Genomic DNA, 14,583 nt, shown 5'->3' on the forward strand with positions numbered 1-14,583 from the left:
ACTAAGGACAAGCTCCGTTAAATTTTCCTCATAACCGAAACTCTATTTTGAATAAAATTATCAGTGAAATCTTCAATTGAGCTATCGATTAACTCAGCTAACTCTTCTATACTATAATCAAGATCTTGCAAATAAGCATCAATAATCTGTTTCAAAACCGACGGTTGTTCATGTGAAAAAAAGGCAGGTTCTTTAGTTCTATATCCCTCTGATCCCATCTGCATCCAAAGATACTTTGATTGATTATCAGTAAGTAAACCTAATGTTTTCGCCCTTCTTATGAGAGACTGCATAGATGTCTTCCAGTATTTTTTTAGATTAGCCAAGGAAACAAGATTTAAACGAACTAACTGAGGCTTAATATCCGCTTCTGGCATCAATAATTCTGCGGCAAATTCAAAAGCCTCCGCCTCTTTATCTCGATTAGAATCAACAGTGCAAGATAAATGCATAATAACATGTCCTAATTCATGTGCAATTGTCAGTCTTGTTCTATCAGGAGGGATATCTTTATTAATAAAAATTAAAGGAATACCATTAATAGTATACATACTAAAACCATCCATATCATTTAATGACAACGGAATAATAATGGCTCCTTTATTTTCGACTATGGTGACGAGATTTTCAACTCTCCCTCTCGGCATTTTCCAATTCTTTCTAATTTCCTGAGCACATATCGTGGGGCTGCCCTGAAAATCAACATCCCAGGTTGGTATTTCATTTGCACTTATCTCGATACCATCAAGCAATTTTAATAACTGCTTTTCTGCAATAATTATCTTTGCATTATTCTGATTTAATTGCTTAACTGTCGTCGACAATTTCCTTCTGAATTCTCCTTGGATAGGAATAATCATGTCTTGATTTTCAAAAAAAGAAACGGGAATATTTAATGTTAGCGATGCCAACTTAGCCAAGTCATCGTCGAAACCGGAGCCAAATTTTTCAACTTTACTAATGGTGCCTTGCGTAACACCCATAATTCCAGAAAGTTGAATCTGCGTATATCCCCTAAGCTCTCTTGCAAGCTTCAACATTTGAGGATTATATTTCATAAGCTGTATCAGTTATTAGTACCAGTATTTGTGTTCTTTCTTTTTACGTTTTTCTTAACAGTTACGCGTCTAATTACTTGTTCGATTTCCTGTTGTTTTTTCTTTTCATCCACTTCATCAAAGCCGAAAGTAATTTGTTCCATGGAGTCTCCGCCATACTCATCAATCCACATAAGTCGATCACCATCCCAGCATGCGGTGTAAATACCTTGTACTTGAGAACCTGTTTTATCAAGCGAATAACCTGCGTAAAGAATGGTCGGTCTTGCAGGTAGACCCGGAATGCTACTATCTTGATAACGATATTTTATGCTTTGAAATGTATCTGCGCCGCTTATTTTAAAACTTCTCGGGTCCATTTTTTTAAATCTGATAAAGAAAATATCCTTATATAAAAAACCAAAAACACCATTTATCTCTACCGCTTTAACATCTGGATTTTCGTAAAATTCGTTAAAAATGCGGTGTGAAATATGATCATGAACCATGCCGGCCTTAGTACGAGGCTTATATGTAACCGATCCAATACCAAGAGTATTAGAATAATCCTGTATCATATTCCAGTCAATAACAGACAGGTTAATTATCGAAGCGATTTGATCATGAACGCTGCCAATGCTCTCCTTATAATCTGATAGGATTAATAGGTTTCTTTTCATATTCTTTTTTTAACAAAGATAAAAATTCCTCCAAAAATCAAAAAAATATTCCACTTTTTTATTGAAAAATATTCCAATCATTTAAGTGAAGAGTAGAATGGCATGTATTAATGAATTTTCGCAACTTAGGTAGACGATAAAGCAGGAAGAATTTTCGATCGTTTTGATATGAGAGCCGGCGTTTAACATCAGCTCCTTTGGGCGCAGTTTTGTATAACGGGGAGAGCAAGGATTACTTGTGTTTGTTTTGATCGAACCTTACCTCACAGCAACCTTCTTAATCTCCCCCACCGTTTTTTTAGGCCGAAAGATTTCCTGCTTTATCCTGAAGAAGGCGTAAAGCAGCAGGCTTAAACCTAAAATCCAAAACAAGGCGTAAAAATTTCTTAGTTTTTCCATGTAAAACAAATATCGGCTAATAAATTAATACTAACAGCCTGCCGGTGGGTAGATGTTAGTTGGCTACTACTAAATAATTTTATTTCCCTAAACAGATTGGAGCATAGTAGGGAGATTGCTTCGTTCCTACCCATGACAAGTTATGTTTTAAAGTAAGGCGGCCTGTCACCCTGAGCCTGTCGAAGGGTCGCGCGCAGAGGCCTTCGCCCGCGTGCTTCGACAGGCTCAGCATGACCCCATTTTTTTGATGTTGTCATTTCACTTTCAGAGTCCCTGGATTTACAAACTCGCGACGACGGAAGGAAAATTCCGGTCTTGGCTCTTGATTCTTGACTCTTGCTTCTATTCCCCTTTCCCGTCGGCAGTGAAGCTTCGGGCGAAAGCGGGCAGAACGATGGTGGGCGGTGCGGTGGCAGGGCATAGGAAGTTTTTGCGGAGAGGGGCAGCGAGGCTGAGGGCAAAATAATTCCAGCCCAGGTTCTGTCCGATTTGCGGGGCAAAGGCCCGTGCGGCAAAGAAGCATTTCTGCCGACTTGAATTTTTTGGTCCTTTTTGTTTCAAGACAAAAAGGACTTGGCCCACCCGCGGCCAAGAGCGGGCCGATGTTTTCGATTACAACGAAGTAAGGTCGTTACCGTAATAGTTCGCTCAGTAGGGCTACGAGATTGCCGCGCTGCGCTCGCAATGACATAGTTATAAAACCGGTCGCTTTTTAAGTCCCCTCTTGAGAGGGGGCGCGCTGGAATGAGCGATGGCAGGGGTGTGTTTAGCCAGCGTTCTGCCGCATGCACAACACCCCCCTCCGCCCCTCTCAAGAGGGGATTCGCACACACCCTCGCCTTTTCGTTCGCTATAACGCGAAATGTCTTGATACTTGATACTAACTACTTGATACTCCCACTAACTACTTGCTACTGAATACGAACTCACATTACTATAATCCACATTAGTAACCACCGTATAATCCGGTATAAAAGTATTCTCGCTGCTTAGGGCCATATCTAACTCAAACGTTGCCGGGTATGGCGTTTTAAGCAGACTGCCTTTAGGGATGTAGGGGAACAGTTCGCCGTAGGTTTGGATCTGGCTGTGGTTTATGCGGCGGTAAATAAACATGCGGTGCAGATCGCAGGGTTTGGTGAGGCCGGCGGCACCAATCATTTGGATGGCGCTGCCTACCGTTGCTTTATGAAAGTTAGCTACACGTACCTTTTTATCGTCGACCACCAGGCCGCGCATCAGGTCTTTATCCTGCGTGGCTACACCGGTTGGGCAGGTATTGGTATTGCACTCTAAAGCCTGTATACAGCCCAGGGCGAACATCATACCACGGGCGCTGTTGCACATATCGGCACCGAGGGCGAAGTTCTTCACCAGGTCGAACCCCGTGGCTACCTTACCCGAGGCAATGAGCTTGATGTGTTTTTTAATATCAAAACCGGTTAGCGCATCGTACACAAAAGCCAATGCTTCGCGCAGCGGCATGCCCACCGAGTTGGAGAACTCCAGCGGAGCCGCGCCTGTGCCGCCTTCTCCCCCATCAACAGTAATAAAATCAGGATAAATGCCCGTTTTAACCATGGCCTTGCAAATGGCTAAGAACTCGCTCTTATGGCCCACACATAGTTTAAAACCGATAGGTTTACCGCCCGATAGTTCGCGTAGTTTTTTGATGAAAGTGGTTAACCCTATAGGATCACTAAAAGCGGTATGGTATGGCGGCGAAACAACATCCTGCCCCATCTCTACCAAACGGATGCGGGCAATCTCGGGCGTTACCTTGGCGGCTGGTAAAATACCACCATGACCAGGCTTGGCTCCCTGCGAAAGCTTGATCTCGATCATTTTTACCTGCGGCTTTACGGCACGCTCGGCAAAGGCATCATAGTCAATAGTACCATCTTTATGGCGGCAGCTAAAATAGCCGGTACCTATTTGCCAAATGATATCACCGCCGGGTTGCAGGTGATGATCGCTCAAGCCACCTTCGCCGGTATTGTGGGCAAAGTTATCCAGTTTGGCACCGCCATTTAAGGCCAATATGGCGTTCTCGCTTAACGAGCCAAAGCTCATGGCCGAAATATTAAAAACGCTGGCCATATATGGCTGCGTACAATCCGGACCGCCAACTTTTACCCTCGGGTTCATATCCAATTTATGGTGATCGATGGCCGATATGCTGTGATTAAGCCATTCGTAACCATTATCGTAAACATCCAGTTCGGTACCAAAGGGGCGGGTATCATCAACCATTTTGGCGCGCTGGTAAACCACGCTGCGGTTTTGGCGGTTAAAGGGTGTGCCGTTGGTATCGCTCTCTACAAAATACTGGTAAATTTTAGGGCGAAGATCTTCCATTAAAAAACGCAGGTGACCAAACACCGGGAAGTTGCGCACAATACTATGCTTTTTTTGCACCAGGTCATAAAAGCCAAGCGCGTATATAGGTACCATAATAAAAAAGGCCCAGATAGCCGGTGGCCATATAACAACCCATGCTGTAAGTGCCGCGAAGATGATGAAGAAGGAAATAATGAAGAGTTTTCTCATGGCATTGTTAAATTGGTTTAAACCGCCTGTTATATTTTATAAAAGTAACGTATTGGCTAAACATTTGCGCAAGTGTATAGTTAAACTTGTAACTCAATGTCTGCGGATTGTAATTAAAATAAAATAGATGTTTAAACATCTATTTTTGTATTACCTTTGTATCAACAAAAAAAATAAAAAAATCATGTCAACAGAAACAGCAACAAAATGGGTTATTGACCCAATGCACTCAGAAGTACAATTTAAAGTAAAACACCTGGTTATTTCAACCGTGAGCGGCTTTTTCAAAAGCTTTGCCGGTGAGTTGGTAACTGATAACGATGATTTTGAAAATGCAGAGATCGACTTCACTTTAGATATCGATAGCATTGACACCAATCAGTCACAACGCGACGAGCACTTAAAATCTGCAGAGTTTTTTGACGCTGCACAATACCCACAAATCAGCTTTAAATCAAGCTCATTCACCAAAACCGGCGACGAAGAGTATGCATTAAAAGGCGATTTAACTATAAAAGACGTAACTAAACCGGTAACGCTTGACGTTGAGTTTGGTGGTTCGGCTGCCGATTTTTATGGTCAAACTAAAGCAGGTTTCGAAATCAGCGGTAAAATTAACCGTAAAGAGTTTGGTTTAACCTGGGATGGTGTTACCGAAGCAGGTTCTATCGTAGTAGGCGAAGACATTAAACTGTTAATCAACGTTCAGTTTACTAAACAAGCTTAATTGTTTGAATGCTGTTGCTGTGTTTTAATAATTAAAATGCCGCTGTTGTTAAGTATACGTAACAGCACGGCATTATTGAAAACAGCAAAGCGAAAAACACAAAAAAGCCATCCCTTGGGATGGCTTTTTTGTGTTTAGTAAAATTCCCCTCTTGAGAGGGGGCGGGTTGGATTTGAGCGGTAGCAGGGGTGTGTTCTGCAGCGTTCAATTGCCTGGCGATGAACACACCCCTCCGCCCCTCTCAAGAGGGGATTCGCACAAGGCCAAGCTTTTTGTCCTTGCTCCTTTGTCCAAAAATCCTTTGTCCAAAAGTCTCAAAGTCCAATAATCCCACAGTCCACAAAACTACTTCTTTGCCGTAGTATCCCTTTCTACCAACTCCATACCGCATTTTGAGCAGGTGCCGGGCTTGTCGAAACTCAGGTCGGGGTGCATGGTGCACATGTATTTACTTTTCTTTTTTACAACTTCGGTTTTGGTAGTGTTGCTATTGCAGGCAGTAACGGCACTTAAACTTAAAACGGCTAAAACCAATATCACCAGGGATCTTTTCATGTTTATTTATTTTTTATAAAGGATGCAAATCCAAACAAAGATACAACCAGCACGCCTAATGCGGCCAACATACTTACCAAATCGCGGATATCTTTCCCGGCCCAGCTCATGCCGAAGTATTTGTGCAGAAAAATAAAGGATAAACCCTCGGCCCTATCAATATTGGCAATTTTGGCCGATAATTTTGATGTAGCGGTTTCAATGTACCAGTTCTCGCCGTTGGGATAACTCACCCTATCTACCGGCAAACGCTTGTTGTTAAACCCATAATCGTTATCAAACTGGCGGATCTGATCTACCTTAACCCTACCATAAAACTTGCCGGCCTCTAATTTAGGGTGATAATAAGTAGCTAAAAAACGGGCGTAGTCCTCATCGGCGTTGGTTTGCTCCTTACCGGTTTGGGTGTTGATGTAAGCTACCTGTTTTTTATCATCAGTAACCTGGTAAAATGTTTTGTTCCCGAAGTTGACTACCCCTATTCTATGGATCAGGCTATCGACAACAGGCAGCGAAAGGTTGGATATGGTTAAATCCGCGCGTTTGATTACCTGCGCGTAATCGGCCTTAACAGGAGCATCATTATGAAGCTTTACCACCAGGTGAAATAACCCGCTGATCACAAACGTAAACATCACAAAAGATACAATGAGGCCTATCTGCCGGTGAAAGCGGTGTACAAAACGCTTGTCCTGCGTGCCTTTAATTTTGCGGTTTTGTTTGATGGTTTTAAACTTTTGCCACATTAAACCATAAACCGTTAAACCACTGATGAGCGCGAACAGCATCACTGCCATGATGATCACCAGTAACACGTTGCGAAAGGTATCGCCGCCAATATCGGCCAAAAACTGCCAGGTATGGAACTGCGCAAACATCCACAGGAAAGCCTTGCGGGTATTGTTGTTAAAAGTGGCCATGCGGCTTTGACCGGTTTCTACGTAAATGTCCATCCCGTCGGGCCGGTTGAAAGCTACCTTCCATACCGGCAACAGATGGTTGATGGGCTGATATTGCCCATCAAAGCCGGTTTGCAGTGTGATGCTTTTTACTGCCGATGTGCTATCCTGCGTAAAATAGCGGGCCAGGTATTCGGCGTACTCGGTATCGCCATGCGGAAGTAAAACCGCGTCGGTCGCCGAGTAGTATTTGTAAACGCTATCGGTACCTAACACCTGGTAAAAGGTTCCCTTTTTAAAGTTCACCAGGTTAAAATTCCTGATGGCGGTAACCTGGTTTTTATCCAATACCTGCTGAATACTCAATGCAGGTTTCATTTTACTTTGCGCAAGAGGTTTAAACACCTCCTGCGCTATAGATGGCCTGAACCAGTTGGACATAAACGGGTGAAACAAGCCGCTCAGCGTCCAGAATATTACCGGTATCAGGGCTATTAACCCCAATACACGATGCCATTTATAAAAGTTACTTTTTAATGCTGATGATGCCATTGATCAATATTTTGAAAATGAATAACTGATTCCCAATGTGTAGGTACGCGGCGCGGCGGCATTATACGTATCGCCATACTGGTTGCTGGTTACGGTGGTGGCATACAGCTTATTGGTTAAATTTAACACATTAAACCAAATACCCATGCCTTTTAAAGTGCTGCTCAACGCGTTGTAACCTACACGCAGGTTATAAATATTATAACCGCTATAAGTTTTGGTATTGGCCGGGTTGGTGTAGTATTGATTAATGTGCTGCCATTCACCCGCGATCCTGAAGCCTGGCAGGTACAGCGGTTTATAGGTCAACTCGGAGTTAGCTATCCAGGCGGGGGCATTGTTCATGCGCTTGCCATCGTAATTAATAACGGTATTGGTGCCTGTGCTATAATTTGCCACTACTTCGCTATAGTTTACATAAGTATGCCTTGCATTGGTACCACTAAACCTGAAACTTAACTCCTGCACCGGTGCCAATGTTAAAGCGTACTCCACGCCACGGTGGCGTGTTGCACCAGCGTTTTGGTTTTGGGTGGTATTATCGGGTAGTAGCTGGTTAATAATTTCGTTATGGCCCTCCAAATCGTATAAACTCACCTCAAGCCTTAACTTTTTATCAAAAGCGGTAAACCAGCCACCAACTTCGTAATTATCAAACGTGGCTTGTTTTAACGGGGTAAGCTGCCTTGCGCTGTAAAGATCGCCGGTTTCTGGTGGCTGGAAACCTACACTATAATTTGCATAAAAACCTTTGTTGTTTCCAAAATCATAGGTTAAACCTAATTTTGGGGCCACAATATTGAAATTGTTGGTTTCCTGCTGTTTGTATTTGGTTTGGCCGGCCGGTAAACCGTTGGTAAAATCATAATGTACCCTATCGTAGCGTAAACCGCCAACTATGCGCAGGGCTTCGGTTGGTTTAATTTCATACTGAACGTAAGCCGCGGTATTGAATAGTTTGATTTTGTAATCATCAATATACTTACCTGTGTTAGTAAAGCCCGTGTAGTAGTTATTCTGCACATCTTTATCAATATCCAAATATTGGGCATAATATGAACTCGGACTATCATCTACATAAACCCCTCCTATCAACCTGGAGCTCAAGAAATTAAAATTAACCCGGTGCTGGGCCAGCAAGCCATAACTTTGAAAACGCTGATCATTCACCTGCCCGTTGCTGCTCAGGTAATTGCCGGCATTATCCCTTACATCTGATATATAATAGCTTGGCAATTGGGCAGTAGAGTTATGCCTAAAATACAGCGTTACAAAGGTGGCATTGTTATCATCCCATTGATGATCTAAACGGGTGCTTGCCCTGAATGATTCTACCTTACGATAAGTAAATCGCTGGTTAGCGCCATAATTACGACTATAAAAACCGGCACTATCCAAACTGCCCGGCGTTTGCGTGTTTAGGTTATTATAAGCCGCCGATGTAGTTAAACGGGTTTTAGCGTTAAAATCATAAGTGGTTTTAAAATTGGCCGAGTATTTATTAAAGTCCGAATAGTCCTGCCAGCCATCGCGCTGACGGGCTATATAGCCGCCAATATATAAACCGAATTTGCCCTGGGTAAAACCACCATCGGCATCAACACGGCGGTAGTGATAGTTATCGCCCTGTATAGAAACGTTGCCTGCATAGCCCGATGGCGGTCCCTGGGTAATGAAGTTTATGGCTCCGCCGATGGAGTTACTCCCATAAAGTGATGAAGCCGGACCTTTAATTACCTCGATATCCTTTACGCCCGACATATTGATCTCGTACAAGGAATTATGATTAAAGATCCCAGTAGGCCTGATAGGCAATCCATCCTCCATATACAAGTACAAAGCGTTGTATGTAATAGGCTGGCGGATGGCCATGGTATGTTGCTCGTTCCCTAAATCTACCGCGTATACGCCGTTTACCTTGTTCAATAGCTGGTAAATGGCGGTGGCCTTGGTATCCTTAATTTGGGTAGAGTTAATTTTGCTGATGGCGATTGGCGCGTCCTGACGGGCCTGCCCTTCCCTGCTGGCGGTTACCACCACAGGCTGCAAATCCAACGTCGAGGGCGTTAAAGCTACATCGGCCTTTGAGCCATTGATGTTAATGGTTTGCGTGGTATAGCCAACCATGCTCACCTTTACCTGGGCAATGTTTTGCTGAGTGATGGTGTACCTCCCTTTGGCGTTGGTAGTCCCTATTTTACCGCCATCACTGGCATTACCAATCATAGCGCCTGCAATGGCTTCGTGAGTATTGGCATCGGTTACTATTACGTTGGTTTGGCTATAGGCCCGGGATAAAAAGACAATAAATAATATAGATAGACTAAAAAGTTTTTTCATGTAAAATGCTTACGGGATATAAATCCCGGTGGATAATATTTGTGGATTCGGTTTCCCGGGGAGAGATTTGTGGATGTTGTCGGTTTGCAATACGTTTCTCAAGGAACGTCATGCCGAACTTTTTTCGGCACCCCATATGCTGAGTATACCGCACGCAGTTTACCTGTCCTGTGGAATCCTGATCCGTTAACTAACGGACAAGATGACCACACGGTCTGAATCAGAATTTTGTCTGAATCAGAATTTTCAGAATTTAAGAATTAGCAGAATCCTAAATGGCTAATTTGATTTAATCATTTTCAAATCTTCAAATTCTCAAATTTTCAAATCAATCCATCATCTGCACATCTGAAATTTGAAATCTGCACATCTGTTCTTTCCGGGAAAATAAAAAAGGGAATATTATCCTAATTGGGGAGGCTGGAAGATCACAGCGGCCGGGGTTGGTGGCAGGCTGCTATCATAAGGGGTTGAAATTACTTGCAACAGGCTGGTGTGAAATGTAAAATCAGTAGAGCTGATTACAAACACTTCCTGAAAGAGGCTCTTTTGCGACTGCCTTTCGTCGCTGGCCTGCTTGTCATCAGCCTGTTTTACCTTTTTCGCAAAATAACATTTACCATCGCAATGCACGGCCGGCTTGTCCCGGTTTTCGCAAAGTTTGGTCACAATGTAATTCCTGTTCAGTTCAAATCCCGCGTATACAAAAAAGCGCGAAAAATTAACTGATACCAGCGAAAAGATCAATAAATAGGCTGTTACACGTTGCAGCATAATGCGGCAAAGGTAAACGCTGCAGGGTTAAGAAGCAATTGTATTTTTAGATAGTACTCCGCAGGTTATCTTGTAGCTATTGAACGCAGGTACGACTCACCCGGTCTACGCTTCGCTGGACCACCCTCTCTCCGGCTAAAGCCGCAAAGAGGGTTTAAAAAAACAAAAACGTTCTTTCCCCTCTATGCGCGAAGCGGAGAGAGGGGTGACGAGCGCAGCGATGTCGGGGTGAGTCTTCTACGTCAGTCATCTGCACCCCAAAAAAAATCCCGGTTTCCAAAAGAAAACCGGGATTTCAAATATCTTAATCAAAAGTATCCCCTTTAGGGAACGGAGGGGGCCTCTTAGCCCTCAAACTTATAACCAACCCCTTTAACGGTAGCTACAACATCGTCGCCAAGCTTTTCGCGTAGTTTACGAATGTGTACATCAATGGTGCGGTTGGTTACCACTACAGAGTCTTCCCAAATGTTTTTCAGGATCACTTCGCGGGTGTATACCTTGCCTGGTTTTGAAGCCAGCAGGTATAGCAATTCAAATTCCTTTTTGGCCAATACTATTTTAATGCCTTTTTGGTAAACCAGGTAAGCTTCGCGGTCAATAACCAGATCGCCAATTTCCAGTTTGTTATCCGGGGTATCTTCGGCAGGGGCGTTGCGGCGTAAAATGGCATTTATACGGCTTACCAGGGCACGTGGCTTAATTGGTTTAGCTATATAATCGTCGGCACCAACGTTAAAGCCGGCTATCTCTGAGTACTCTTCGCTGCGGGCGGTTAAAAACACCATAAAGGTATTTTTAAACTCGGGCATGGTGCGCATAATACGGCAGGCCTCGATGCCATCCATTTTAGGCATCATAATGTCAAGTACAATAAGATCGGGTAGTGACTTCTTGGCTTCGGCTACGGCTTCCTGGCCGTTACGGGCCAAAAACACCTGGTAGCCTTCTTTTTTAAGGTTGTATTCAATCAACTCTAAAATATCCGGTTCATCATCAACAATAAGAATTTTCTGTTTCGGAGAAGTGCTCATGATGCGTTAATTTTTTTGTATAAAAGTATACACTTTACAAAAGATTAAAGTTACCTCAATATTAACAAATTGTTAAAGGTTACTTTATGTTAACGATAAATTGAACCTATTTGAACGTTTTGGTTAAAAAAGCTTCCAAATCTGCACCGGTAATGTTTTTGGCAATGATATTTCCTGCCGGATCAATGATGAAATTTGATGGGATAGCTTCAATGTTATAAAGCCTTTCTGTGGGTCCCTCAAAGCTGTTCAGGTCAGATCCGTGTTGCCATACCAGTTTATCATCATTGATGGCTTTTTGCCATGCTGCTTTATCTTTATCTAAAGAGATACCTAAAATATTAAATCCTTTTGAGTTGAAGGCTGCGTATTGCTTAACCACATTAGGATTTTCCTGGCGGCAAGGCGCGCACCATGAAGCCCAAAAATCAAGCATCACGTACTTGCCTTTATAATCAGCTAATTTAATCTGCTTACCATCAATGCCGGTAATTGTAAAATCGGGCGCTTTGTGGCCAATAGATACCGGTTTAATTTTTTCCATTTGTTTAACAAATGTTTTTACACCAGGGTTATCGGTGAAGTTGCCTTTAATATCATCGGCATAAGCTACCAACTGAGGTTCAAATTTGTAAACATCTAATGATGTAGCAGCGTAAAAACCAGCCAGTGATGTTTTGTTATCGTTAACAAACTTTAAAACCGCGGCACCATAATCGGCAAGGTTTTTCTGAAACACAGGCATGTATATCTTCAGCAAAGAGTCTGATTGTTTGCCCAGTTTTTGAGATTTTTCCTGGTACTCGGCAACCAGCTTTGAATTTTTTTCGCCGTAAAAATTACTGATCTTGTTAAACTCCTTGATCTTGTCCGAATCGTCAGACCCTTTAATGGTGTAGCTATGGCTTACATCATTGTTATCGGTTTCAAAATCAATATCATCTCCGTTTTTGGCTATCAGGTCGTAAACGTTATTAGCCGCGGCAGATGGATCGCCGCTACCGGTAGTGCCAATACGCAATTTATACAAGTTGGCGTATGGCGCAACATGTTTAAACTGAAACTTGCCATTTTCGCTCAGTGTGGTAGAGTCAACCACTTTTACCTGGTTGCTATCGGCCTCTATTAAATAAACCAGCTTAATACTGCCCGGGTTTTTAATGGCACCGTTAATGGTAAACTGCGAACTATCTTTACATGAATATAAAAACGCGCTTAAAAGCAGTAAACTGTAAACTGCCAGATTCTTTAATTTCATTCTACTTTGATTCTAATTCCTTGATCAATAACTGGTTTGTTTTCTGCGGATCAATTTTCCCTTTTGAGGTTTTCATAATCTCGCCCATAAACAGGCCTAAAACGCCTTTTTTACCTTTCTGGTATTCCTTCACCTTATCCGGGAATTTGGCAATGGCCGCCTTTATAAACTGGCTTACATCATCATTATCCGCGCTGATTAACAGGTTAAGCTCTTTGGCTAAATTCTCGGCATTTTTGCCGGGTTCTTTCACCATAGCCGGGAATAACTTGTGCGAAGCTACAGAATTATTTATCACCCCTGCGTCAATTAGTTTGATGAGGCCGGCAAGGTTGGCCGGGGTAACAGCAAAGTTACCAATGCTTTGGTTATGATCATTAAGGTATGATTTTACAGCCCCCATCAGCCAGTTAGCGGCTGCTTTGTAGTGATCGGTGGCTTTTATCAGTTCTTCAAAATAGTGTGCAACGTCTCTATCGGCAGTAATAACCGATGCATCATAGGCCGATAGCCCCAATTCTGTCACATATTTTTGTTGCAGCTGGGCTGGTAAAACAGGCAATCGCTCGCGAATATCGTTTACGTATTGCTCGGTAAGCATCAGCGGCATCAAATCCGGCTCGGGGAAATAGCGGTAATCGTTAGCCATTTCTTTGGAGCGCAGTACCGATGTTTCGCCGGTATCGGCATTAAAGTTCAGCGTGTTTTGATCTATATGACCACCGGCTTCAATGATCTCTACCTGGCGGGCAAACTCATGCTCAATGGCGCGCTGCACGTTACGGATAGAGTTTAGGTTTTTAACTTCGCAACGGTTACCAAAGGTGGTAGCACCTTTTAACCTGATAGAAATATTAGCGTCGCAGCGCATGCTACCTTCTTCCATGTTGCCATCGCAAATATCAAGGTAACGCAAAATACGGCGGGTTTCGGTCAAAAACTGACCGGCCTCCTCGGCGCTGTGCATTTCGGGCTGGGTAACAATCTCTAATAAGGGCACACCGGCACGGTTCAGGTCGATGAGTGAATCGGCATGGTGCTGGTCGTGCATGCTTTTGCCGGCATCCTCTTCCATGTGAATGTGGTGTATGGCTATATTTTTTGAGGTACCATCAGCCAGTTTTACAGGTACATATCCGCCCAGGCAAATGGGAGCATGATCCTGCGTAATCTGGTAGCCTTTAGGCAAATCGGCGTAGAAATAATTTTTACGGGCAAAACTATTATTAAGATTGATACTGCAATTACAGGCCAGCCCCATTTTTACGGCATATTCAACCGCTTTTTTATTTAAAAAAGGCAAAGTGCCGGGATGCCCCAACGAAATTGCGCTTACGTGCTGGTTAGGTTCGGCACCAAAAGCAGCAGAATCTGCCGAGAATACCTTACTGGAAGTGGATAGCTGGGCATGTACCTCAAGGCCTACAACCAATTGATACTTTTCAACTACCTCGTTTGCGAGAACTGTCATAAAAATAGAATGCGGCTATAATTTACCGATTGTAAGGTCAAATATATAAAAGTTAATACACTATGGCTAAGTTTTGGTTTGCAAACCAGCGGAAAAAATATAATGTACATGTGTTTGGTAGGGATTAGCAGTATCAAGTAGTTAGTATCCATGGCGTTGCCTGCGGCCGGGCTATCCGTTCATACGCCTGCAGGCATTACGCTCGTTGGCCGGTATCCACTTCTATCCCTAACGCGGGTTGTCTGAATCAGAATTTCCAGAATTTTAGAATTGGCAGAATGTTGTCTGAACCGGGATTTATCAGATT

General features: G+C 43.1%; 11 protein-coding genes. 1 reads left to right on the top strand and 10 read right to left on the bottom strand.

Translation table 11 applies throughout. The annotated features are described in order from the left end of the window. Window positions 1-17: 17 nt before the first annotated feature. From QWZ17_RS18430 to QWZ17_RS18440, 3 genes are all read right to left on the bottom strand, one after another. Window positions 18-1,058 carry an XRE family transcriptional regulator gene (locus QWZ17_RS18430; protein ID WP_290306764.1) on the bottom strand — a complete coding sequence of 347 codons (1,041 nt, stop codon included), beginning with the start codon at window positions 1,056-1,058 and terminating at the stop codon, window positions 18-20. Between the two features lie 8 nt (window positions 1,059-1,066). Further along, window positions 1,067-1,717 carry a hypothetical protein gene (locus tag QWZ17_RS18435; RefSeq protein ID WP_290306765.1) on the bottom strand — a complete coding sequence of 217 codons (651 nt, stop codon included), beginning with the start codon at window positions 1,715-1,717 and terminating at the stop codon, window positions 1,067-1,069. A 1,299-nt stretch (window positions 1,718-3,016) separates the two neighbouring features. Beyond that, window positions 3,017-4,666 carry an FMN-binding glutamate synthase family protein gene (locus QWZ17_RS18440; protein WP_290306766.1) on the bottom strand — a complete coding sequence of 550 codons (1,650 nt, stop codon included), beginning with the start codon at window positions 4,664-4,666 and terminating at the stop codon, window positions 3,017-3,019. Between the two features lie 184 nt (window positions 4,667-4,850). Here QWZ17_RS18440 and QWZ17_RS18445 point away from each other — a divergent pair, with 184 nt between their 5' ends. Further along, window positions 4,851-5,393 (top strand): YceI family protein, encoded by a 543-nt coding sequence (locus tag QWZ17_RS18445; protein ID WP_290306767.1) that lies wholly within the window; start codon window positions 4,851-4,853, stop codon window positions 5,391-5,393. A 345-nt stretch (window positions 5,394-5,738) separates the two neighbouring features. On the opposite strand, the gene QWZ17_RS18450 is transcribed toward QWZ17_RS18445, so the two are convergent. The 7 genes from QWZ17_RS18450 to gatB all read right to left on the bottom strand — a co-directional run bounded on the left by QWZ17_RS18450 (window position 5,739) and on the right by gatB (window position 14,276). Further along, window positions 5,739-5,948 carry a heavy metal-binding domain-containing protein gene (locus tag QWZ17_RS18450; protein WP_290306768.1) on the bottom strand — a complete coding sequence of 70 codons (210 nt, stop codon included), beginning with the start codon at window positions 5,946-5,948 and terminating at the stop codon, window positions 5,739-5,741. Window positions 5,949-5,950: 2 nt separating this feature from the next. Then, window positions 5,951-7,399 (bottom strand): PepSY domain-containing protein, encoded by a 1,449-nt coding sequence (locus QWZ17_RS18455; RefSeq protein ID WP_290306769.1) that lies wholly within the window; start codon window positions 7,397-7,399, stop codon window positions 5,951-5,953. A 3-nt stretch (window positions 7,400-7,402) separates the two neighbouring features. After that, entirely contained in the window at window positions 7,403-9,739 is a 2,337-nt protein-coding gene (locus QWZ17_RS18460; RefSeq protein WP_290306770.1) for a TonB-dependent receptor, read from the bottom strand. 402 nt (window positions 9,740-10,141) lie between these two features. After that, window positions 10,142-10,513: a hypothetical protein gene (locus tag QWZ17_RS18465; protein WP_290306771.1), complete on the bottom strand. Its 372-nt coding sequence runs from the start codon at window positions 10,511-10,513 to the stop codon at window positions 10,142-10,144. Between the two features lie 344 nt (window positions 10,514-10,857). Further along, window positions 10,858-11,547 carry a response regulator transcription factor gene (locus QWZ17_RS18470; protein ID WP_290306772.1) on the bottom strand — a complete coding sequence of 230 codons (690 nt, stop codon included), beginning with the start codon at window positions 11,545-11,547 and terminating at the stop codon, window positions 10,858-10,860. Between the two features lie 106 nt (window positions 11,548-11,653). Next, complete coding sequence (locus QWZ17_RS18475) at window positions 11,654-12,805, bottom strand: TlpA disulfide reductase family protein (protein ID WP_290306773.1); 1,152 nt, start codon at window positions 12,803-12,805, stop codon at window positions 11,654-11,656. Between the two features lies 1 nt (window position 12,806). Further along, on the bottom strand, window positions 12,807-14,276 hold the full coding sequence (gene gatB / locus QWZ17_RS18480) for an Asp-tRNA(Asn)/Glu-tRNA(Gln) amidotransferase subunit GatB (RefSeq protein ID WP_290306774.1): 1,470 nt from the start codon (window positions 14,274-14,276) through the stop codon (window positions 12,807-12,809). Window positions 14,277-14,583 lie beyond the last annotated feature (307 nt).

It is taken from the genome of Mucilaginibacter flavus (assembly GCF_030409315.1).
GTDB classification, from domain to species: domain Bacteria; phylum Bacteroidota; class Bacteroidia; order Sphingobacteriales; family Sphingobacteriaceae; genus Mucilaginibacter; species Mucilaginibacter flavus.

Excerpts from the sequence above, each read along its gene's own strand:
- QWZ17_RS18430 (WP_290306764.1), bottom strand. The coding sequence starts at position 1,058 with ATGAAATATAATCCTCAAATGTTGAAGCTTGCAAGAGAGCTTAGGGGA.
- QWZ17_RS18435 (WP_290306765.1), bottom strand. The coding sequence starts at position 1,717 with ATGAAAAGAAACCTATTAATCCTATCAGATTATAAGGAGAGCATTGGC.
- QWZ17_RS18440 (WP_290306766.1), bottom strand. The coding sequence starts at position 4,666 with ATGAGAAAACTCTTCATTATTTCCTTCTTCATCATCTTCGCGGCACTT.
- QWZ17_RS18445 (WP_290306767.1), top strand. The coding sequence starts at position 4,851 with ATGTCAACAGAAACAGCAACAAAATGGGTTATTGACCCAATGCACTCA.
- QWZ17_RS18450 (WP_290306768.1), bottom strand. The coding sequence starts at position 5,948 with ATGAAAAGATCCCTGGTGATATTGGTTTTAGCCGTTTTAAGTTTAAGT.
- QWZ17_RS18455 (WP_290306769.1), bottom strand. The coding sequence starts at position 7,399 with ATGGCATCATCAGCATTAAAAAGTAACTTTTATAAATGGCATCGTGTA.
- QWZ17_RS18460 (WP_290306770.1), bottom strand. The coding sequence starts at position 9,739 with ATGAAAAAACTTTTTAGTCTATCTATATTATTTATTGTCTTTTTATCC.
- QWZ17_RS18465 (WP_290306771.1), bottom strand. The coding sequence starts at position 10,513 with ATGCTGCAACGTGTAACAGCCTATTTATTGATCTTTTCGCTGGTATCA.
- QWZ17_RS18470 (WP_290306772.1), bottom strand. The coding sequence starts at position 11,547 with ATGAGCACTTCTCCGAAACAGAAAATTCTTATTGTTGATGATGAACCG.
- QWZ17_RS18475 (WP_290306773.1), bottom strand. The coding sequence starts at position 12,805 with ATGAAATTAAAGAATCTGGCAGTTTACAGTTTACTGCTTTTAAGCGCG.
- gatB (WP_290306774.1), bottom strand. The coding sequence starts at position 14,276 with ATGACAGTTCTCGCAAACGAGGTAGTTGAAAAGTATCAATTGGTTGTA.